The sequence below is a fragment of the Streptomyces sp. NPDC002125 genome (assembly GCF_053593715.1).
Genome location: NZ_JBSFDD010000037.1, coordinates 30,136 through 48,947 on the forward strand (window position 1 = coordinate 30,136; position 18,812 = coordinate 48,947).

At 70.7% G+C, this 18,812-nt stretch carries 16 protein-coding genes and 2 pseudogenes; 10 read left to right on the forward strand and 8 right to left on the reverse strand.

Annotated features, from left to right (window positions below; translation table 11 throughout):
* Window positions 1-65: 65 nt before the first annotated feature.
* Genes ACWCQM_RS37465 through ACWCQM_RS37475 form a run of 3 tightly spaced genes read left to right on the forward strand, consistent with a single transcriptional unit; the run spans window position 66 to window position 3,649 of the window.
* The gene (locus ACWCQM_RS37465; RefSeq protein WP_450919552.1) at window positions 66-926 is read left to right on the forward strand and encodes an alpha/beta fold hydrolase; all 861 of its coding nucleotides are present in this window, start codon (window positions 66-68) and stop codon (window positions 924-926) included.
* A 39-nt stretch (window positions 927-965) separates the two neighbouring features.
* Complete coding sequence (gene mhpA, locus ACWCQM_RS37470; RefSeq protein ID WP_450919553.1) at window positions 966-2,708, forward strand: bifunctional 3-(3-hydroxy-phenyl)propionate/3-hydroxycinnamic acid hydroxylase MhpA; 1,743 nt, start codon at window positions 966-968, stop codon at window positions 2,706-2,708.
* Window positions 2,705-3,649: a 3-carboxyethylcatechol 2,3-dioxygenase gene (locus ACWCQM_RS37475; RefSeq protein ID WP_450919554.1), complete on the forward strand. Its 945-nt coding sequence runs from the start codon at window positions 2,705-2,707 to the stop codon at window positions 3,647-3,649. Before mhpA ends, ACWCQM_RS37475 begins: the two co-directional genes overlap by 4 nt.
* A gap of 49 nt (window positions 3,650-3,698) precedes the next feature.
* Here ACWCQM_RS37475 and ACWCQM_RS37480 read toward each other — a convergent pair whose 3' ends face one another.
* The 4 genes and pseudogenes from ACWCQM_RS37480 to ACWCQM_RS37495 form a co-directional block, all read right to left on the reverse strand.
* Window positions 3,699-5,576: a hypothetical protein gene (locus ACWCQM_RS37480; protein WP_450919582.1), complete on the reverse strand. Its 1,878-nt coding sequence runs from the start codon at window positions 5,574-5,576 to the stop codon at window positions 3,699-3,701.
* A gap of 142 nt (window positions 5,577-5,718) precedes the next feature.
* A pseudogene (locus tag ACWCQM_RS37485) lies at window positions 5,719-6,585 on the reverse strand (serine/threonine-protein kinase); the annotation flags it as partial.
* A 321-nt stretch (window positions 6,586-6,906) separates the two neighbouring features.
* The gene (gene lysA / locus ACWCQM_RS37490; protein WP_450919555.1) at window positions 6,907-8,280 is read right to left on the reverse strand and encodes a diaminopimelate decarboxylase; all 1,374 of its coding nucleotides are present in this window, start codon (window positions 8,278-8,280) and stop codon (window positions 6,907-6,909) included.
* A gap of 17 nt (window positions 8,281-8,297) precedes the next feature.
* A complete protein-coding gene (locus ACWCQM_RS37495) occupies window positions 8,298-8,726 on the reverse strand; it encodes an SAV_915 family protein (RefSeq protein ID WP_450919556.1) in 429 nt (142 codons plus the stop codon).
* A gap of 667 nt (window positions 8,727-9,393) precedes the next feature.
* Here ACWCQM_RS37495 and ACWCQM_RS37500 point away from each other — a divergent pair.
* The 3 genes from ACWCQM_RS37500 (at window position 9,394) to ACWCQM_RS37510 (ending at window position 10,826) form a co-directional block, all read left to right on the forward strand.
* Window positions 9,394-9,720, forward strand: coding sequence for a DUF6221 family protein (locus ACWCQM_RS37500; protein WP_450919557.1), 327 nt, complete (start codon window positions 9,394-9,396; stop codon window positions 9,718-9,720).
* Window positions 9,717-10,142 carry a DUF6221 family protein gene (locus tag ACWCQM_RS37505; RefSeq protein WP_450919558.1) on the forward strand — a complete coding sequence of 142 codons (426 nt, stop codon included), beginning with the start codon at window positions 9,717-9,719 and terminating at the stop codon, window positions 10,140-10,142. The genes ACWCQM_RS37500 and ACWCQM_RS37505 overlap by 4 nt, the downstream gene beginning before the upstream one ends.
* A 156-nt stretch (window positions 10,143-10,298) precedes the next feature.
* A complete protein-coding gene (locus tag ACWCQM_RS37510; RefSeq protein WP_267078070.1) occupies window positions 10,299-10,826 on the forward strand; it encodes an NUDIX hydrolase family protein in 528 nt (175 codons plus the stop codon).
* A gap of 227 nt (window positions 10,827-11,053) precedes the next feature.
* Here the strand turns inward: ACWCQM_RS37510 and ACWCQM_RS37515 are convergent, their stop codons facing one another.
* Complete coding sequence (locus ACWCQM_RS37515) at window positions 11,054-12,085, reverse strand: saccharopine dehydrogenase family protein (RefSeq protein WP_450919559.1); 1,032 nt, start codon at window positions 12,083-12,085, stop codon at window positions 11,054-11,056.
* Window positions 12,086-12,194: 109 nt separating this feature from the next.
* Between ACWCQM_RS37515 and ACWCQM_RS37520 the strand changes: the two genes are divergently transcribed.
* The gene (locus ACWCQM_RS37520; protein WP_450919560.1) at window positions 12,195-13,175 is read left to right on the forward strand and encodes a GlxA family transcriptional regulator; all 981 of its coding nucleotides are present in this window, start codon (window positions 12,195-12,197) and stop codon (window positions 13,173-13,175) included.
* A 166-nt stretch (window positions 13,176-13,341) separates the two neighbouring features.
* On the forward strand, window positions 13,342-13,884 hold the full coding sequence (locus ACWCQM_RS37525) for a GNAT family N-acetyltransferase (protein WP_450919561.1): 543 nt from the start codon (window positions 13,342-13,344) through the stop codon (window positions 13,882-13,884).
* 105 nt (window positions 13,885-13,989) lie between these two features.
* Here ACWCQM_RS37525 and ACWCQM_RS37530 read toward each other — a convergent pair.
* The 3 genes and pseudogenes from ACWCQM_RS37530 to ACWCQM_RS37540 all read right to left on the reverse strand — a co-directional run.
* Window positions 13,990-14,235, reverse strand: a pseudogene (locus ACWCQM_RS37530) (alpha/beta fold hydrolase); the annotation flags it as partial.
* Between the two features lie 232 nt (window positions 14,236-14,467).
* Window positions 14,468-15,718: an APC family permease gene (locus tag ACWCQM_RS37535; protein WP_450919581.1), complete on the reverse strand. Its 1,251-nt coding sequence runs from the start codon at window positions 15,716-15,718 to the stop codon at window positions 14,468-14,470.
* Between the two features lie 238 nt (window positions 15,719-15,956).
* Entirely contained in the window at window positions 15,957-16,541 is a 585-nt protein-coding gene (locus ACWCQM_RS37540) for a PadR family transcriptional regulator (protein ID WP_450919562.1), read from the reverse strand.
* A gap of 108 nt (window positions 16,542-16,649) precedes the next feature.
* Between ACWCQM_RS37540 and ACWCQM_RS37545 the strand changes: the two genes are divergently transcribed.
* Both ACWCQM_RS37545 and ACWCQM_RS37550 read left to right on the forward strand, forming a co-directional pair.
* Complete coding sequence (locus ACWCQM_RS37545; protein ID WP_450919563.1) at window positions 16,650-17,762, forward strand: aromatic ring-hydroxylating dioxygenase subunit alpha; 1,113 nt, start codon at window positions 16,650-16,652, stop codon at window positions 17,760-17,762.
* 1 nt (window position 17,763) lies between these two features.
* Window positions 17,764-18,786, forward strand: coding sequence for a PDR/VanB family oxidoreductase (locus tag ACWCQM_RS37550; protein ID WP_450919564.1), 1,023 nt, complete (start codon window positions 17,764-17,766; stop codon window positions 18,784-18,786).
* Window positions 18,787-18,812 lie beyond the last annotated feature (26 nt).

The window sequence follows — 18,812 nt, forward strand, 5'->3', positions numbered from 1 at the left end:
TCATGATGACCGGCGTGTAAATAACGATCTCACGTGTGTATATAAAGAACGAGGAGTCGGGTCACATGTCCCTCACCAAGGAAGCCGCGTCCCGCGACATCACCCTTCCGTCGGGTCTGCGCATGCGGTACTACGAGGCCGGAACGGCAGGCGCCACGCCGGTCGTACTACTGCACGGCTCGGGCCCCGGCGCGACAGGATGGTCGAACTTCTCGGGCAACATCGGCACCATCGCCGAGGCCGGATTCCATGTCATCGCCCCCGACATGCCGGGCTGGGGCGACTCCGACGCCCAGGCCACCAAGGACATGGACCACGACGTCACCCTCGTGGAGTTCCTCGACGCGCTCGGCCTCGCCGAGGCCGCCCTCGTCGGCAACTCCATGGGCGCGCACACGGCGGTCCGCTTCGCCACCCTGCACCCCGAGCGCATCACCCACCTGGTGACGATGGGCGCCTCGCTCGGCCGCGGCCCCGCCTCCCTCTTCGGCCCGGGCGACGGCCCCAGCGAGGGCCTGAAAGTCCTGGTCAAGGCGTACAAGGACGCGAGCCCGCAGAACATGAAGGCGCTCGTCGAGATCATGACCTACGACAAGGCGCGCTTCGCGACGCCGGAGCTGACCCGGGCCCGCTCGGAAGCCGCCCTCTCCCGCCCCGACCACCTCAAGAACTACGTCGAGGGCCTCGCGCACGGCGCCCCCATCCCGGTCAAGGTGGACCGGGACAAGATCCCCGGCATCCGGACGCCGACCCTGCTGATCCACGGCAAGGACGACCGCGTACTGCACTACGAGACCAGCCTGCGGCTCCTGGCCGACATCCCCGACTCCCGTCTCGTGCTGCTCAACCGGTGCGGCCACTGGGCGATGATCGAGCACGCCGCCGAGTTCAACCGCCTCGTCATCGACTTCCTGTCGCACAACTGAACCGGCATCGACCGGTTACCGAATCGATCGGAACACCCCATGACCACCTTCGACACCGACGTCGTCGTCATCGGAGCCGGGCCCGTCGGCCTCACCCTCGCCAACCTCCTCGGCATACGGGGCCACCGGGCCACCGTCCTGGAAGCCCGCAACGAACTGATCGACTACCCCCGCGGCGTCGGTCTCGACGACGAGTCGATCCGCACCCTGCACACCGCGGACCTGTGGGAGCGGATCCAGCCGTTCACCGTCCCGCACCACGTGGTGCGCCTGGTCAACGGCACCGGCCGGGTCCTCGCCACCAACAACCCGCGCACCCAGGAGTTCGGCTATCCGCGCAAGCACGGCTTCGTGCAGCCGCTGGTCGACAAGGAACTCGCCCAGGGACTCGCCCGGTTCCCGGGCACCGAACTGCGCTTCGGGCACAAGGTCGTCGGTCTCGAGGACCACGGTGACGGCGTCCGCGTCACGGCCGGGCGGCTCGACGCCGACGGCCAGGAGACCGGCACGGTCACCCTCACCGCCCGGTACGCCGTCGGCTGCGAAGGAGGCAGCTCCTTCACCCGCAAGTGGATGGGCGTGCGCTTCGAGGGGGACTCGCCGTCGACCCGCTGGGTGGTCGTCGACGTGGCGAACGATCCGATCGGCACCCCCTCGGTCTACCTCGGCGCCGACCCGCGCCGCCCGTACGTGTCCATCGGTCTGCCGCAAGGCATCCGCCGCTGGGAGTTCATGCTCCACGACGACGAGCCGACCGAACGCTGCGACGACCCGGCGTTCATGCGCCGCCTGCTCAGCCGGCACGTGCCCGACCCGGCGGCGCTCCAGATCATCAACCAGCGCACCTTCACCCACCACGGCCGCGTGGCCTCCGACTTCCGCAAGGGCCGCGTCTTCGTCGCCGGCGACGCCGCACACCTGATGCCGGTCTGGCTCGGTCAGGGCTGGAACTCCGGCATCCGGGACGCGACGAACCTGGCGTGGAAACTCAGCGCCGTCCTCGCCGACGACGCCACCGACGCGCTGCTCGACACGTACACCGAGGAACGCCGCACGCACGCCTCCGACATGATCGATGTGAACATGGCGGCAGGCACGGTCATGAAGATGGGCCGCTTCGGCGGTACCGTACGTGACGCCGCCGCGTCCGCGCTCAACCTCGTACCGAAGTGGAAGTCGTACTTCACCGAGCTGCGGTTCAAGCCCATGCCGCGCTACGCCGCCGGCGTCGTGGTCGACCAGGCGACGCTCACGCCGGGCCGGGCGCGGGCAACCTTCAAACGGCGCGGCGCGCCGGCCCCGTTCATCGACTCGGCCGGCGCCCTCTCGCCGGTGGGGCTTCAGTTCATCCAGCCGCGGGTCAACACGGCCGATGCCACGGACGTGCTGCTGGACGACGTCACCGGCGACTGGTGGACGCTCGCCACCTGGGGCACCGACCCCACCGCCTATCTCACCGAAGCCGACCTCGCCCTCGTCCGCCGTCACCGGATGAAGCTCGTGTCCTTCATGCCGGAGACCCAACGCCTCTGGGCAGAGCAGCGGTTCGCGAACTCGCCGGCACCCGTCACCGTGGCCGGGGACGCGACCGGCGCCCTCAAGAACTGGTTCGACGTCCGCGCCTGCGGCCTGGTCGTGCTGCGCCCCGACCACTTCGTGGCCGCCGCCTCTCTCGCCCATCAGGCGCCGCGCGTCCTCGCCGCGCTACGCGAAGCGGCATCGCTCACCACAGAACCCACCGCCGTACAGGTCCCGCCGCCCCTGGAAGGAGCCTCGGCATGACCGTCGCCCTCGTCACCATGTCGCACAGCCCGCTGCTCGAGTACGCCGACCCGCCCGCGGAGGTGAAGGACGCGGTGCAGGGCGCCTTCTCCGCCGCCCGGACGTTCGTCAGGGAGTACGACCCCACGCTGGTCGTCTCCTTCGCGCCCGACCACTACAACGGCTTCTTCTACGACCTGATGCCGCCGTTCTGCATCGGTTACGACGCTCTGGGCGTCGGCGATTACGGCACGACCGAGGGCCCGCTGAACGTACCGGCCCGGCGCGCCGAGGAACTCGCCCAGTGGGTGGCCGAGCACGACATCGACGTGGCCGTCTCCCGCCGCATGGAGGTCGACCACGGGGCGATCCAGCCGCTGGAGATCCTCCTCGGCGGCATCGATACGGTTCCGACCATCCCGATCTTCGTCAACGGCGTGGCCAAGCCCTTCGTGAGGATGCGCCGGGTGCGGCAGCTCGGCGAGGCCATCGGCGGATACCTCGCCTCGCTGGAGGACGAGCGCATCCTGATCATCGGCTCCGGCGGTCTCTCCCACGACCCGCCGGTCCCCCAGTGGGCCACCGCCGACGACGCCGCCCGCGCACTACTGCTCAACGGCCGCCACCCCACGGCCGCGGCCCGCGACGCCCGCCAGCAGCGAGTCATCGACACCGCGAAGGCGTTCGCGGCAGGCACGGCGCCGATCCAGGACCTCAACCCCGACTGGGACACCGCCCTGATGGCGACGCTCTCCTCCGGCGACCTCTCCCCCATCGACGCCATGACACCGGAGCAGATGGCGAAGGACGCGGGCAACTCCGCGCACGAGGTGCGCACATGGGTCGCCGCCTTCGCTGCCCTCGGCGCGGCGGGCCCGTACGACGTAACGTACTCCTTCTACCGGCCCATCAAGGAGTACATCGCGGGATTCGGCGTGATGGTCGCACGCACCGCGGCCTGAGTGGCCGAGGCGGTGGCACCCGAGCCGGAGACTGCGCACCGGACAGCGGTCAGGGGCGGCTCCGGTCCACCTCCCACCGCACCCGCAGGGCCAGCGCCTCGACCAGTTCGTACAGCGCCGTGTCAGGGCCGTCGGCCGGACCATGGCTCACAGCGAGCCGCGCCGCCTGCCGCGGGTCTGCCTCGGCCAGCAGGATCAGCCCGTCCTGACCGTAGGAGTTGTACGTGTCCCCGTCATCGTCTTCCTCGCGCGCGGTGCTGACCATGTCGGCGGCGATGCGGGCTGCTTCCTCGGGGGCGAAATCGAGCAGGGCCTCCGCCATCTTCTCAGCGGCCTCGCGGTCGGTCCGGACGGTCTCGACCGCGAGGGCCGTCGCCCACTGCTTCGCGTGGGGGGCGGCAGACGTGATGATGTTCGCCATCGTGTAGATGGGCAGTTTCGCCTGGCTGATGTCCCGAGCGGCGTGCGCGGCCTGTTCGAACAGCGCCCTGGCTCTCTCGGGTCGGTCGGACGCGATCTCCTCAGCCATGTTGGAGAGGGTGACGGCGCGATGCTGTGGGTCACCGATCGTGTGGGCCAGGTCTGCGGCCCTGCCGGGGTCGCGGTGAACCATGCACCGGGCGAGGTGCCTAGCTGCGTAATCGTAGTAGTCACCACCTCGCAGCCCGGCGGCGATCGCCTCGGCTTCGCTCAGCAATCCGTCCGCACTGGCGGTGTCGTAGCGGGCCAGGTTCTCCGCCATGCACGTCAGAACGTAGAGCCGGGAATCCGCCTGGTCGGCGGGAATGGTGCGAGCCACACGCTGCGCCCGCGGGAAGTCGCTGTGGAGGAGGCCGGAAAAGACGGCTGCCAACGCCTCCGTGCGTTCCTCGTCGTCGCTGACGCCGCGGGCGATTCGTTCGGCACGGTCCGCGTCCACCTCTGCCATCTTTTCGAGCAGCCGGACCCGGGCGGAACCGCGCACGGATTCCGGGAACGTCCGCACAAGATGTTCAGCCCGTGCGAGATCGGTGGCCGCAGCTTCCGCGACCGCCTTCTGGGCGATTTCCAGTGCACCGTAGCTGTCGGAGCGAGCCATGCGCACGGCGCGCTCAGGGTCGGTACGCGCCAGCGCTTCCGCGGCGGCTTCCGTCAGCATTTCCGCCTGGAGTGTGCCGATGCTGCCTTCGAGTCGGCGTGCGATGCGTGCGGCGCGTTCGGGGTCCTTGGAGGTCTGGGCGCGGGCGACGGCGCGCAGCACGCGGTCGGTCTGGTTCGGGTCGAGTTCACGGGTGATCCGCTCGGCCCGCCCTGGGTCGGTGCCGGCCATCGCCACGGCGGCATCGGCCAGCGCACGGCCGGCCGCCTCCGGTGTACTGATGGCACGTGCGATGCGCTCGGCACGTGCGGGGTCCTTCGCCGCCATGGCCTCGGCGACCTCGGCCAGCGTCCAGGACCAGCCCAACGTGGTGGCGATCTTCTCCGCACGCTTTGGAGCCACGGCTGCCAGGCCCACGGCCGCGACGGCGAGCGCGTCCCGCCGGGCACTTCCGCTGAAGAGGCCCCGGATACCCTCAGCCAGGGCGACGCTCTGCTCGGCGGCTATGCGTGCCTGCTTGTCATCGGCTCCCGCCAGCGCCTGGGCCACGTTCGACAGGGCGGTCACCCGTTCGAGGCCCTGCGGTGCCTCGGCTGCGAGGCGCACGGCCTTCTTGGCCAGGGACCTCCCACGCTCCGCCTCCACGGGCATGGCTGCCGCGGCGACCACAGCCAGGGCTCGGGAGCGCAGCTGCGGGGCATCGATGCTGCCGCTCACTGTCGTCGCACCGGAGATCAGACGATGGCAGCGTTTGATACGCCTCCGACGAATCTCCCGCTCCCTGCTCTCTTCCTGTTGCTCTTCTGTGCGCCCCGCCTCCGCCCACCCCTCCGGGGTCGGGATCTCCACGTCCGATGTGAAGAAGGAGTAGCCCGCGCCCGCCGAGTCCGTGGCCCGGAAGTCCGTCGCCAGGGCTTCGTCGATCAGCGTCGTGACCCGCGGCGGCAGCCAGGTGGCACCAGGGTTCTCCCCCGGTGGGCAGCCGGTCGATGATCTGCTCGGTCGTCGGCCGCTTCGCGGCGTCCTTCGCGAGGCACTCCTCGATGAGTGCGGTGTAGGCGCTGGGGACACCCGACAGCTCCGGAGGCTCGTGCACCGCCCGGTAGTTGACGGCGTGGGCCGCCCCACTGCCGAAGGGCGGACGGCCCGTCGCAGCGTAGGCCAGCACCGCGCCCAGGGCGAACACGTCGGACGCCGGCTCTGCCCGGTTGCCCACGATGTGTTCCGGCGCCATGAATCCGGGCGTGCCGATCACCGCACCGGAACCGGTCAGCTGGGTATCCTCCGCCGCCCGGGCGATGCCGAAGTCGATCAGCCGGGGACCGTCCGTGGCAAGGAGCACGTTTCCCGGCTTGAGGTCCCGGTGCACCACCCCGCAGCCGTGCACAGCGGCGAGTCCCTCGGCGAGGCCTGCGGCCAGCAGCCGCAGCGAGGGCTCCGGAAGTGCGCCGTGGCGGGTCACGGCTTCCTGGAGAGAGAGCCCGGGGATGTAGGCCGTGGCCAGCCAGGGCGGGTCCCCCTCAGGGTCCGCGTCCAGAACGTGGGCCGTGTAGAAGCCGCCCACCTGACGGGCCGCCTCCACCTCGCGTCTGAATCGCCGCCGGAAGTCCGGGGCGTCGGCCAGTTCGGGCCGTACCAGTTTCACCGCCAACAGGCGGCCACCACGGGAGCGGCCGAGGAACACCTGCCCCATACCGCCGCCGCCGAGCCGCTTCAGCAGCTGGTACGCACCTATCCGCCGAGGGTCCTCCGCCCGCAGGTCCTCCACGCCGCTTCCTCCGTAGCTCGTCCCACCGGTATGTCCCGTCCCGGCGCCCGGTGTTCGAGGGCCGGTACGGAGACCTACCCAACGGGACATCGGCAGGAGCGGTGCCGGTTCCGAGGTTGTGGATCGCCCCGTCACTCGGCCACTCGCAGGTCCTGGTCAGCCTGCCTCCAACGGCGTTGAAGGCAGGCGTCGCATCCGGCGAGCGGGGCGCCCCGCGCACGGCGCGGGCGGCAAGCCGCGAGGTGTTCCTGTCTCGGGCGTCGGGGTTGCACGTGCGTCACGTCAGCAACCGAGATCGCCCTCGACGCGCTGCTCGGTGTGATGCTGATCGGCCTGTCCGTACTGATCTCCCGGTTCGGGCTCCAGCCAGTCGAAGGGGAGGGAGGCACGGGCGGAGCGGACCTGGTCGGTTCACATCCCGATGTCGCGGCCGTTGATGTCGGCGAGGGATTCGCGGCGTATCAGAAGCCTGGCGCGGCCTTCGTGGACGGCGGCCACGGGCGGTCGGCCGACCGCGTTGTAACTGGATGCCATGGAGAGGTGGTAGGCGCCCGCGACCGGGATGGCCACCAGGTCGCCCGGATGGATATCGGCCGGCAGTACCGCGTCGGTAGCGAGAACGTCGCCCGCTTCGCAGTGCCGGCCCACGACGGTCGCCGTGCAGGACTCGGCCGTCGAGCGGCGGCCGATGAGCCGGGGTGCGTAGCGGGCTCCGTACAGGGCGGGACGTGGGTTGTCGCTCATTCCACCGTCCACGGCGACGAAGCGACGCTCGCCCGTCGTCTTCACCGCGAGCACCCGGTAGAGCGCCACGCCTGCGGGGCCCACCAGGGCGCGGCCGGGTTCGATGGCGAGCCGGGGCGTGGGGATGCCGGCCGCGGTGCAGCTCGTGGCCAGTTCACGGCGGATGCGTTCGCCGAGAGCCGGGATGTCGAGCGGGGTCTCCCCCGGCCGGTAGGCGACCGCGTGCCCGCCTCCCATGTCCAGTTCGGGGAGCACGACTCCGTGCTGCTCGCGGACCTGGGCCAGCAGCCCGACCATGCGCCGGAGCGCGGTCAGGTAGGGCTTGACCGAGGTGATCTGCGAGCCGATGTGGCAGTGCAGCCCGACGAGTTCCAGGTGCGGCTGTCCCAGAATCCTGGCGATGGCGTGCTGAGCGCTCCCGTCGGTGAGGGAGAGCCCGAACTTCTGGTCCTCCGTGCCGGTGCGGATCGCGGTGTGCCCGCCCGCACTGACGCCCGGCACCACGCGTACCAGCACCTTCTGACGGGTGCCCTCCGGGACCAGCGCGGACAGCCGGGCGATCTCCCACGCGCTGTCGATGACGATCCGTCCGACACCCAGACGCAGCGCGGCGCTCAGATCGTCCGGGCTCTTGGCGTTGCCGTGCAGCACGATGCGCTCGGCAGGAAACCCGTTGGTGACGGCGAGCTCCAGTTCACCGGCTGAGCAGACGTCCAGGCCGAGGCCCTCCTCCTGCACCCAGTGCAGGAGGGCGCGGCACAGGAACGCCTTCGCCGCGTAGACGACGTCGGTGTCCGGGAAAGCTCGGACGTAGGAGCGACAGCGGTCCCGTACTTCGCCCTCGTCCAGGAGGTACACCGGGGTTCCGAACCGCTCGGCCGCCTCGACGAGAGACACGCCTCCAACCGCGACATCGCCCTGGGATGTGGCCCGTGCGGAAGCGGGCCAGACGGACAGACCCGCGGCGTTGCCCGGCGGCACGGAAGCTTCTGCGTGCGGAGCGATCGGCGCGGACGTCGACGTAGGCAGTGTTGTGCGCATGGTGTTCCCCCAGCAGGTCAAGAGGTTGTTGCGGAAGACAACGGCGGCGTGGCGCCCGCGCCGAGCGGCTCGACCGCTCGCGAACCCCGGGCCGGCCGATGCGTGCGGCGTGGCTCACAGGCCGTGCGGCCTCCGCGCCTGGCGACGGATGCTTCGCCAGGCCCAGGGGCCGCGAGGAACGGGTCGACAGTGAGGTCGACGACTCCCAAGGGCGCGACGAGCGCGCGTACCGCCGGCTCACTGAGCCGAATCCAGGGCTGCTGCTGCCCGAGCGTGCGGGTCAGTTGCCCTTCTTCGGTAAAGGCGACCGCGGTGCGCACGCCGAGAGGCGTACGGAAGAGGCGGGCACAGCAGCCCCCGGGCCCCTGCCGGACCGGGACAAGCAATGTCCCGGCCCGGTGCGGATCAAGGGGGTCGGGTTCCTCGGTGCACGGGTTGTCGTTCATGGCACTCCTAGGTGGAGGCGGATCGGCACCCGGACTACTGGCTCGGCCGGGCGTACGAGTGACGCTATGCCCGCCCTTGTGGAGCCGGACATGTCCGTTAGCGAACCCTTGATCCCTGCTGTCGAACCCTTGACGGGCGATTGACAGCAAGCCCTCACAACGTGTTCAGCGCAGCCGCCTCGACGTGTCCGGTGCAGCGCGATGCGCCACCCGACGCGGCACGGGTGCCATCTCGCCGTCACCGAACGCAGGAGAGCGCGGGAGGCGGCCCACAGGGTTGCCCTCGGCACAGGTGAAGCAGCTGTGCGGGACCTGGCCGGTTCGCTCGCGGCTCCGTCGGTACGGCCTCGACGCCGGCCGTTGACGCTCCACGCCAGCCGCCAGTGCCGGTCCACCCGGGGATCGTGCCAAGGCCAGCGGCGGGAAGCGCATGCTCAGTGGTCACGCGGCCGACGCTAGACTTCGGCATCGGTGTCAGCGTCAACAGGCGGCATGCAGTCCGACCGGGAGCGACAGCTCTGCCCGTCCGGCCGACCCCCTGGGATGACATCAGCATCCCGCTCCTGAAGGACGGAATCGCTTACACCGAACGCACCATCGAGGTCATCGTCGGCATGGAGCGGGTCAGCCGGCCACGGGCCAGGATCAGCGCTTCAAGGAGTTCCGCATGACCGACGTACTGGTGACCTTCGTCCGAGCCCGTTTCGACGAAGAGCTGGAGAAGGCCCGTTTCGCCGCCGACGTGGTACTCACACAGCCCGCGCGCTTCGGCGTCGAACCCGAGGACGCAGCCAAGCACGCCCGCTTCTCCGTCGCCACCGCCGAAGCGCGCCTCGCCTTGCTGGACGACACCGTGGTGCCGTATCTGGGAACCGCAGGGCCGGGCGGGCGGAACGCCGAGTTTCAGCTTCGGCTGCTCGCCGCGCCCTACGTCGAGCACCGGGACTACCCGCACGACGAGACGTCCGCCGACCAGCCCGGGAGCCCTGCATGAGTGCCGCCCTGATCGCCTTCCTCCGAGCCCGCCTCGACGAGCGGGAGGCAGCCGCTGCGGCTGCCGGCGGTACGAGTGAGAGCTGGCTGGCTTGGGGGACGGGCATCTATTCCGCGGCGTCTGCGGATGACGACGACGTCCCGCCCCTGGTCACCATCGGCCCCGAGGTCGGCGGGTCCGACGAGGACGCCGCCCGCGCCGCACACATCGCGCTGCACGACCCGGCGCAGGTGTTGCGTGAGGTTGAGGCGACACGGGGCCTGCTGGAGCGGTACACGGCGCCCGAGACGGGTGAAAGGCGTACGGACGCACTCGGTCGCTACGTGGCGAGCACGCAGCGCATGGCTGTCGAGATGGCCGTGCGGCACCTCGCGCAGGCCTACGCCCGCCATCCGGACTATCAGCCCGAGTGGCGCCCGTAGGCCGACGGCGGAGGCCGCCTCCGGCGTCACCGGGGCCGGGCGGACAACGGCCCGCGTCAAGGCCCTCGTTCACGACGCCCGCTTGAACATCGAGGCAATATCCGCCTGACCTGCACCAGAATCCGGCCGGGTAAGTATGATCAAGCGATGTCTGACATGACGGAAACCACGCCCGGCTGGCTCAGCGAAGACGAACTGGACATGGCCAGGGCCCGGATGCCCGTCCTGTACGTCGAGGCGGTCCCCGTACGGGTCGATGAGAGCGGCGAGGTCACGAGCATCGGGCTGCTCCTCCGGATCGGAACCGACGGGACCATCAGCCGCGCCCTCGTCTCCGGTCGCGTCCTGCACCACGAGCGAGTCCGTGACGCCCTGCTGCGCCATCTGGAGAAGGATCTCGGTTCGGTGGCCCTGCCACGTGTCCCGGCTTCGCTGCAGCCCTTCACCGTGGCCGAATACTTCCCCACCATGGGTGTCACACCGTTCCACGACTCGCGGCAGCACGCGGTCTCCCTCGCGTACGTCGTGCCCGTCGCCGGGGACTGCCGCCCCCGGCAGGACGCACTGGACCTGGTCTGGTTCAGCCCGCAGGAGGCGGCCTCGCCCGCCGTGCAGAGCGAGATGCCGGGCGGCCATGGAGTGCTTCTGAAGCAGGCACTGGCCCATATGGGACACATCTACTGAGCCAGGGTCCGCCCACGCCCGCCGTGGAGGACCTGAGCCGAAGAAATCGATGCCCGCGTCCGACGCCGCTTCGGTGTCAGGCGCGGGTCCCATCGGCGCCGTTCGGCGAAGGTCCGAGAGCGGTCCGAGCCCCGCCCTGTCCACCGGACCGGACCCGACGCCGACGAGGGGCACGAGCGACTCCACGACTGTGCCGTGAGGCGGGACACGCCTCAGCGGCAGCCCTGTCAGGAGCGCACCTCGAACGTGATGTGCGGGCTGAGCGCACCGAGGAAGTCGGTGGCCTCGAAGATCTCGCCTGCGGAGGCGACGCCGTACGTGCGGGTCCGGCCGGTCAGGATGCGGTGGACCGCTTCGACCACGAGGGGTGCGGTGACGGCGTAGATGTCCTGGCCACCCGCCACGGCGCGCCGTTCGCTGTCTCCGGAGCGTACGACGACGTCCACGAGGAATGTCTGTGCGGAGCGGCCGCGCTCGTCGACCGCGGTGGGGGGCGACGGGGCCGGAGCGGTGACGCCGGCGGCCGCCTCCGTCGTCATGTAGGTGCGGACCTCGGGGATGGACAGATGGCTGGGAACGGTGACGACGTCGGCCATGGTGAACTCGCCGACGACGGCCCGCGGCCCCATCGGTCCCGGGAAGGGCCACTGCACGGTGGGCAGTTCGTCGGTGTGGTACTCGAGCCCTCCGTTCCGGAACCGGACACGCCGGCCCGCACGCCGTCCGGCGGAGACCCTGCCCGCCACCCGCGTCCCCTCGGTGGGCTCCCAGCGGTCGAGTCCGTAAGCGATGTGCGCCTCGTCGGCCGCGCTCCAGTCGCCCATCGCGGCGGTGACGAGCAGGTCGCCGAGTCCGCCGTAGAAGGCCATCGCGGGCACGACGGCCACGCCTGCGGCACGGGACCGATCCGCGAACTGCGCGAACGTGTCGGCGTTGGCCTCGATCTCGGCCGCCACATCGACGTACGGGATGCCTGCCCGCAGCGCCGCTTCGATCACCGGGGCGGCCGTCGTGGCGAAAGGTCCGGCGCAGTTGACGACGGCCGCGACGCCGGCCAGCGCGTCATCGAGCGACGCAGGGTCGGCGACGGATGCCGGACGGACCTCGAGATCCGGGTACTCCTCCCCCAGTACCTTGAGTTTTCGGGCGTCACGCCCGGACAGGACGGGGACGAATCCACGTTCCCGAAGGTGCGCCACCACGAACTTTCCGGTGTGCCCGTACGCGCCGTACACCGTGACCAACTGGCCCACTGTCATGACTTCTCCCGTGCTCGGCCCGAGCGAACTGCTCGGCTGGAACGATCCTGTCCTGGCTGAACCGTCAACCGTGAGCGTCCTGAACGACACTGTCCATACACTTCCGGACATGAGATCCGTCGCACTGGCCGTCACGGACGGGATGCTGCACTTCGAACTGTCCATCGCCTACGAGGTTTTCGGCTCAGCACCGGCCGCGGTGACCGTGCCCTGGTACGAGCTCACGGTCTGCGGGCCCGCACCCGTGCCCTTCGGGCCCTTTCGCCTGGAGCCCGCACGCGGTCTCGGGCATCTCCGGAACGCCGACACCGTGATCGTCCCGGGCTGGGCCGACACGGACGTGGAACCGTCCGGGGACCTCATCGACGCCTTACGGGCCGCTTATCGCGCGGGCGCCCGCATGGTCTCCCTGTGCACCGGCGCGTTCGTCCTGGCCGCCGCGGGCATCCTCGACGGGCGGCGCGCCACCACGCACTGGGCGCACACCGACGCCCTGGCGGCCCGTCATCCCGCGGTCGAGGTGGACCCGGACGTCCTCTACGTCGACAACGGGCGCGTCCTCACGTCCGCCGGCAAAGCCGCAGCACTCGACCTGTGCCTGCACCTCGTCCGCCTGGACCACGGCGCCTCCGTCGCCAACACCGCGGCCCGCCGTCTGGTGGTCCCTCCGCACCGCTCCGGCGGCCAGGCGCAGTTCGTCACGGCGCCCGTGCCCGAGCAGGGCGATCACCCCCTCGCCGCCCTGCTGCCGTGGGCCGTCGAACGCCTCGACCAGCCGCTGACGGTCGAAGACCTCGCCCGCGAAGCCGGGATGAGCTCCCGTCACCTCGGCCGTCACTTCCGCGCCGCGACCGGCACCACTCCTCTGCAATGGCTGCTCGCCCAACGGATCCGCCACGCCCAGGAACTTCTGGAGAGGACCGACGACGGCATCGACGCCATCGCCTCCGCCACCGGCATGGGCACCGCCACCACTCTGCGCCGGCACTTCAACCGCACGCTCGGCGTCCCCCCGGACACCTACCGCCGCACTTTCCGCACCCGCAACCGCCCCGGCGACGGAACTCACCCCCTCCTGAAACGGCCCTGACCGGCAAGGAGCCGGCGCCAGTCCGCTGCCGGGGGTGTGCCGTCCGCTCTCCGGAGGGACGGCACACCCCCGGCCGCCACCCGCACTCACAGGCTGCGCCCGGATGTGGGCGGTACCCCTCCCGGGCTCATGCGTCATGCGATCGCCGTCATGCGATGCTGCCGTCATGACTGATCACCGCGAGATGGCCGTAGTGCGCTGGCCAGGCCGAACTCCTCCGAGCGACGACGGTCTGGCCGCCTTGCTGGCGGACTACCACCTGCGTACCGAGGCCGAGAAGGGCGTACCGGTCTCCGATGTGGCCGGACTGCCGGCCCGCTACCGGGCGGAGATCGCCGAACCCCGGACCGCGTTCGCCGACGCTGTCGTGCTGGTGGCTCTCCTGGGAGACGTCGCCGTGGGATGTCTGGTGGTGACCTCCGTGCCGGCCCAGGGGCAGTCGGAGATCAAGAGGCTCTGGACCGATCCTGGGTTCCGCGGCCGGGGCATCGCGTCCGCGCTGCTCGATGCCGCGCTCGCTCATGCTGCGGAGAACGGCATGGGCGCGGTCCGGCTCTCCGTATGGGAATGGCGGACCGGGGCCATCGCCCTGTACGAACGATTCGGCTTCGCCGTCACCCGGCCGTGGGACGAGCGGGATCGACTGGTGTGCATGCGGCACGCCGCATCGCCGCTCCGCGACGCACGACGAACAGTCCTTCCACGGTGACCGGCACGGGATCGCTCGACGCTGTGCGACCGGTGACCGGGGTGGGACCCGGAGGCCCCGGGACCATACCACCGGAGGCCACGCCGCCCTCCCGCGACCGCGACCGGGTGCGGGGGCCGTGCCGCGTTCAGCAGGCGCCTGCGCAGCGGCGAGGACGCCGACCATGGCGCTGACCGAGTGCCCCACGAAGACCACGTCGCGCAGGTCCAGCTCCTCACAGACTTCCAGCACGTCCGCCGCATAGCCCGCCAAGGAGCTGTAGCGCTCCTCGTCCCAGGCACCGAGGGCGGAACGGCCCGAGCCCACGTAGTCGAAGAGCACGACCCGGTAGTTCTCGGAGATGCCAGGAACGGCTTGACCATGGCCCGGTTGGTGTGGGTCTTCGCCGTCATCGGGCTGATCACCATGCGGCCCGCGATCGTCGTCGGACAGGCCCTGCGCCACCAGGGCGACGGCCTCGCGCCCGCGGCCGGTCAGCTCCTCCGGCCCCGCTCCGGTGCGGGTGGTGATGAGCGGCTGGGACACGTGGTCGCCGCCCGCCACGGGGCTGATCGGGCTTGCCGTCAGGTCGAGCTGGACAGGGTCATGTGGTGCGCCGGCGCAGCCCGTAGAGGGTGGCGCCCGCCAGGAGTACAGCGGTGCCGGTGATGACGGCGGCTGCGGGGAGGGCGAAGGCCAACGCGAGGCAGCCGGCCAGGCCGATGAGGGGAATGATCCGGGCCGGACGGCCCTCGGCGGGGGTCAGGGTCCACGCGGAGGCGTTGGCGACGGCGTAGTAGGCGAGGACGCCGAAGGAGGAGAAGCCGATCGCCGCGCGCAGGTCAGCGGTCGCGGCCACCGTGGCGACGACGGCGCCGACGAGGAGTTCGGCCCGGTGGGGAACCTTGAACTTCGGGTGGACGGCGGCCAGTGCGCGGGGCAGATGGCCGTCGCGTGCCATGGCCAGGGTTGTCCGGGAGACACCGAGGATCAGGGCGAGGAGCGAGCCGAGAGCGGCGAGGGCCGCACCCACGCGCACGAGGGGGACGAGCCGGTCGGCGCCCGCCGCCCGGGCGGCCTCCGTCAACGGCGCGCCCGCCTCCGCGAGGCCGTCGGGACCGAGCACCAGCAGGACGGAGACGGAGACGGCGGCATAGACGGCGAGCGTGATGCCCAGGGCGATCGGGATGGCGCGGGGGATCGTACGGGCCGGGTCGCGGACCTCCTCGCCGAGGGTGGCGATGCGTGCGTATCCGGCGAACGCGAAGAACAGGAGCGCCGCCGCCTGAAGGACGCCGCCGAACGTGAGGTCGGATCCCGCACTCAGGCGGGTCGCGTCCACGGTGCCTGAGGTGAGGGACACGGCCGCGAGGGCGGCGAGGAGAGCCAGGACGACGGACACGATGACGCGGGTCAGCAGAGCGGACTTCTGCACGCCGGTGTAGTTGACGGCGGTCAGCGCGACCACGGCGGCGACGGCGACCCAATGGGCCTGCCCGGGCCAGAGATAGGTGCCGACGGTCAGGGCCATGGCCGCGCAGGATGCGGTCTTGCCGACGACGAAGGCCCAGCCGGCCAGGTGGCCCCAGAACGCTCCGAGCCGCTCGCGGCCGTAGACGTACGTGCCACCGGAGGCCGGGTAGAGGGCCGCGAGCCGGGCGGAGGAGGTGGCGTTGCAGTACGCGACGACGGCGGCCAGCGCGAGAGCGACGAGCAGTCCGGATCCGGCGGCGCGGGCGGCCGGGGCCAGGGCGGCGAAGATCCCGGCACCGATCATCGACCCGAGGCCGATCAGTACCGCGTCGGGAACTCCGAGCCGGCGCTTCAGTTCGTCCGGCGTTCCGGGCGTGGACATGGGCGTGCTGTTCACGTGCGGCACTCCTCGACGGCCGTACCGCGAACAGGTGGTCTGCGGTCCGCGCCGACGATAAGCGATGGACCTGAACACGCCGTGATTCCTGACGGCCGGGGCACCGACGGTCACCGGACCCTGTCCATGGCGGCGCCCGGAGTGCGGCATCGACCGCCTCGGCGCTCCCCCTCATCCCGCCCCTGCCGACTCCCGGCGCCCCGGGGCAGGGAGGGTCAGGGGGTCAGGGGCCGTGCAGCTCGTCGGCGAGTGCGAAGCCGTCCGCGATCCATGCCAGCTCGGTGCGGGCCCGGGCGATGAGCCCGTCGTAGGCGTACACCTTGTACCGCAACGCGAGCTCGGCCTCCCGCTCGGTCAGCTTGGACAGGCGGGCCGCCAAGGTCGGGTGGGTGCGCTCGACGAGTGCCGTCCGGGTGACTTCAAGCATGCTCAACTGCTCCTGCCAGTACGCCTCTTGCTGCCGAAGCTGCTCACGCACCGACGCGGGGTCGGCAAAGTCGAAGTAGGCGGCCTTCAGATACGCGGGGTCGCGCTGCCGCTGCGGCGTCAGCGGGGACTCCATCCAGGCCCGGAAGTCGGCGAGCCCCGCGTCGGTGACGTGGTACTCCTTCTTCGTCCCCTTCTGCCCCCATCGCACCTCGACCGACTTGAGAAGCCCGTCGCGCTCCAAGCGGTTGAGCTCGGGATAGATCTGCGAGTCCGGGGCGTGCCAGACGTGGGCCACCGAGCGGCTGAAGCTCTTCGAGATGTCGTATCCGGTCATGGGACGACCGGTGAGCAGCGCGATGAGCGCGTAACGCAGCGACAAGGCACCTCCCCCTCCGAAATCACCAAGCTACACACCCTTGCCATCTCACTATATCGATAGTTAGTTTGTGGCCCGCGCAACACATACCTCTCTTCATAGGGAGTCTTCATGCCTGTCACCACTCCGCCCTCCACCGCGGCGGCGAAGATCTTCAACTACCCCCGCAACGCCTGGTACGCGGCCGCCTGGGATCACGAGGTCTCCGGCAAGCAGCCGCTGGCCCGTACGATCGCCGGCGTCCCGCTGGCGCTGTGGCGCACCACCGAGGGCCGCCCGGTCGCTCTCGCCGACGCCTGCTGGCACCGGCTGGCACCCCTGTCGATGGGCAGGATCCTGGGTGACGAGCTGCAGTGCCCGTACCACGGCCTGCGCTACAACGCGGCCGGCCGCTGCACCGGGATGCCCGCGCAGGAGACGATCAACCCCAGCGCGGTGGTCCCGTCCTTCCCCGTCGTCGAGCGGTACCGCTACGTCTGGGTCTGGGTCGGCGATCCCGACCTCGCCGACCCGGCCACCGTGCCCGACATGCACCGGATGGACCACCCGGACTGGGCCGGCGACGGAGAGACGATCCACGCCGACTGCAACTACCAGCTCATCCTCGACAACCTCATGGACCTCACCCATGAGGAGTTCGTCCACTCGTCGAGCATCGGCCAGGAGGAACTGTCCGAGGCCGAGTTCGACGTGACCCACAAGGGCGACACGGTCACCGTGGCCCGGTGGATGCGCGACATCGACGCCCCGCCGTTCTGGCTGAAGAACATGCGGGACAAGTTCCCCGGCTTCTCCGGCAAGGTCGACCGCTGGCAGATCATCACGTTCGAGGCACCTGGCACCATCTGCATCGACGTCGGCGTGGCGAAGGCGGGCACCGGGGCACCCGAAGGCGACCGCAGCCAGGGGGTGAACGGGTACGTGATGAACACCATCACCCCCGAGACCGACCGCACCGCCCACTACTTCTGGGCGTTCATGCGCAACTACCGCCTGGACAGCCAGACGATCACCACCCAGCTCCGCCAGGCCGTGCACGGCGTCTTCGGCGAGGACGAGGAGATGCTGCGCGCCCAGCAGCGCGCCATCGACGCCAATCCCGGGCACGAGTTCTACAGCCTCAACATCGACGCAGGCGGTATGTGGGTGCGCCAGATCCTGGACCGCATGCTCGCGGCCGAGGGACGGCGCTCCTCCGCGCCGGCTGCCGGTCAGGTGGCGTGACATGGCGGTGCAGACACAGACCCGCTGGCAGCGGGCCCGGGTCGTCGAGGTCTCCGACGTCGCCGACGGCGTACGCCGCATCGTCCTGGCTCCGGACCACCCCGAGCACGCCGCTCCCGGCACCCACGTCGACGTCCGGATCGGTTCCGGGGACGGCACCGGAGACGGGGTGAGCCGCGTGCGGTCGTACTCCGTGGTGCGCTCGGAGGACGGCGGCCGGCGGCTGACGCTCAGCGTGCGGCTCTCCCCCACCTCGTCCGGGGGTTCGGCGACGATGCACCGGCTGCGGGCCGGCGACGAACTCACCGTCACGGGCCCGCTGCAGAACTTCCCGCTCGCGGTCGGCGCCTCCCGGTACGTGCTCGTCGCAGGCGGCATCGGCGTCACCGCGCTGGTCGCGATGGCATCCGCGCTCCGCCGGCGCGGGGCCGACTACGAGCTGCGGCTCGTCGGGCGCAGCCGCGCCGTGATGGCGTACGTCGACGAGCTCGTCGGTGAGCACGGGGACCGGGTCCGCCTCCATGTCGACGACGAGGGCACCCCGCTGGTGGTCGACGACCTGGTCGCCGGGATAGCCCGGGCACCCTCCGCCGCCGGAACCGAGCTCTACATGTGCGGCCCGATCGGGCTCATGAGCGCCGTGTCCCGGAGCTGGGCCGAGCACGCCCTGCCCACGACCAACCTGCGCTTCGAGACCTTCGGTTCCAGCGGCAGGTACCCGGCGGAGGAGTTCCTCGTGCGTCTGCCCGACCTCGGCCGCGAGGTCACCGTCGCCTCCGGCACCTCGATTCTCGACGCCCTCGATGCGGCAGGCGTCGAGACCCTGTCGGACTGCCGCAAGGGCGAGTGCGGGCTGTGCCTGGCGAAGGTACTGAACTACACCGGCACCGTCGACCACCGGGATGTCTTCCTGAGCGAGGCCCAGAAGGAACGCTCGGACAAGCTGTGCCTCTGCGTCTCCCGAGCGGCTGCGGCCGACAGCGGCTCGGACACCCCCGCTGTTCTCTCTCTCCGCCTGACCTGACCCGGCGGCACCCGCGAACGCCCGGA

Bases quoted from the DNA above. Each gene is read 5' to 3' on its own strand.
- ACWCQM_RS37515 (WP_450919559.1), bottom strand. From the start codon at position 12,085: ATGACAGTGGGCCAGTTGGTCACGGTGTACGGCGCGTACGGGCACACC.
- ACWCQM_RS37535 (WP_450919581.1), bottom strand. From the start codon at position 15,718: ATGTCCACGCCCGGAACGCCGGACGAACTGAAGCGCCGGCTCGGAGTT.
- ACWCQM_RS37505 (WP_450919558.1), top strand. From the start codon at position 9,717: ATGAGTGCCGCCCTGATCGCCTTCCTCCGAGCCCGCCTCGACGAGCGG.
- ACWCQM_RS37520 (WP_450919560.1), top strand. From the start codon at position 12,195: ATGAGATCCGTCGCACTGGCCGTCACGGACGGGATGCTGCACTTCGAA.
- lysA (WP_450919555.1), bottom strand. From the start codon at position 8,280: ATGCGCACAACACTGCCTACGTCGACGTCCGCGCCGATCGCTCCGCAC.
- ACWCQM_RS37545 (WP_450919563.1), top strand. From the start codon at position 16,650: ATGCCTGTCACCACTCCGCCCTCCACCGCGGCGGCGAAGATCTTCAAC.
- ACWCQM_RS37525 (WP_450919561.1), top strand. From the start codon at position 13,342: ATGACTGATCACCGCGAGATGGCCGTAGTGCGCTGGCCAGGCCGAACT.
- ACWCQM_RS37550 (WP_450919564.1), top strand. From the start codon at position 17,764: ATGGCGGTGCAGACACAGACCCGCTGGCAGCGGGCCCGGGTCGTCGAG.
- ACWCQM_RS37475 (WP_450919554.1), top strand. From the start codon at position 2,705: ATGACCGTCGCCCTCGTCACCATGTCGCACAGCCCGCTGCTCGAGTAC.
- mhpA (WP_450919553.1), top strand. From the start codon at position 966: ATGACCACCTTCGACACCGACGTCGTCGTCATCGGAGCCGGGCCCGTC.
- ACWCQM_RS37465 (WP_450919552.1), top strand. From the start codon at position 66: ATGTCCCTCACCAAGGAAGCCGCGTCCCGCGACATCACCCTTCCGTCG.
- ACWCQM_RS37495 (WP_450919556.1), bottom strand. From the start codon at position 8,726: ATGAACGACAACCCGTGCACCGAGGAACCCGACCCCCTTGATCCGCAC.
- ACWCQM_RS37510 (WP_267078070.1), top strand. From the start codon at position 10,299: ATGACGGAAACCACGCCCGGCTGGCTCAGCGAAGACGAACTGGACATG.
- ACWCQM_RS37500 (WP_450919557.1), top strand. From the start codon at position 9,394: ATGACCGACGTACTGGTGACCTTCGTCCGAGCCCGTTTCGACGAAGAG.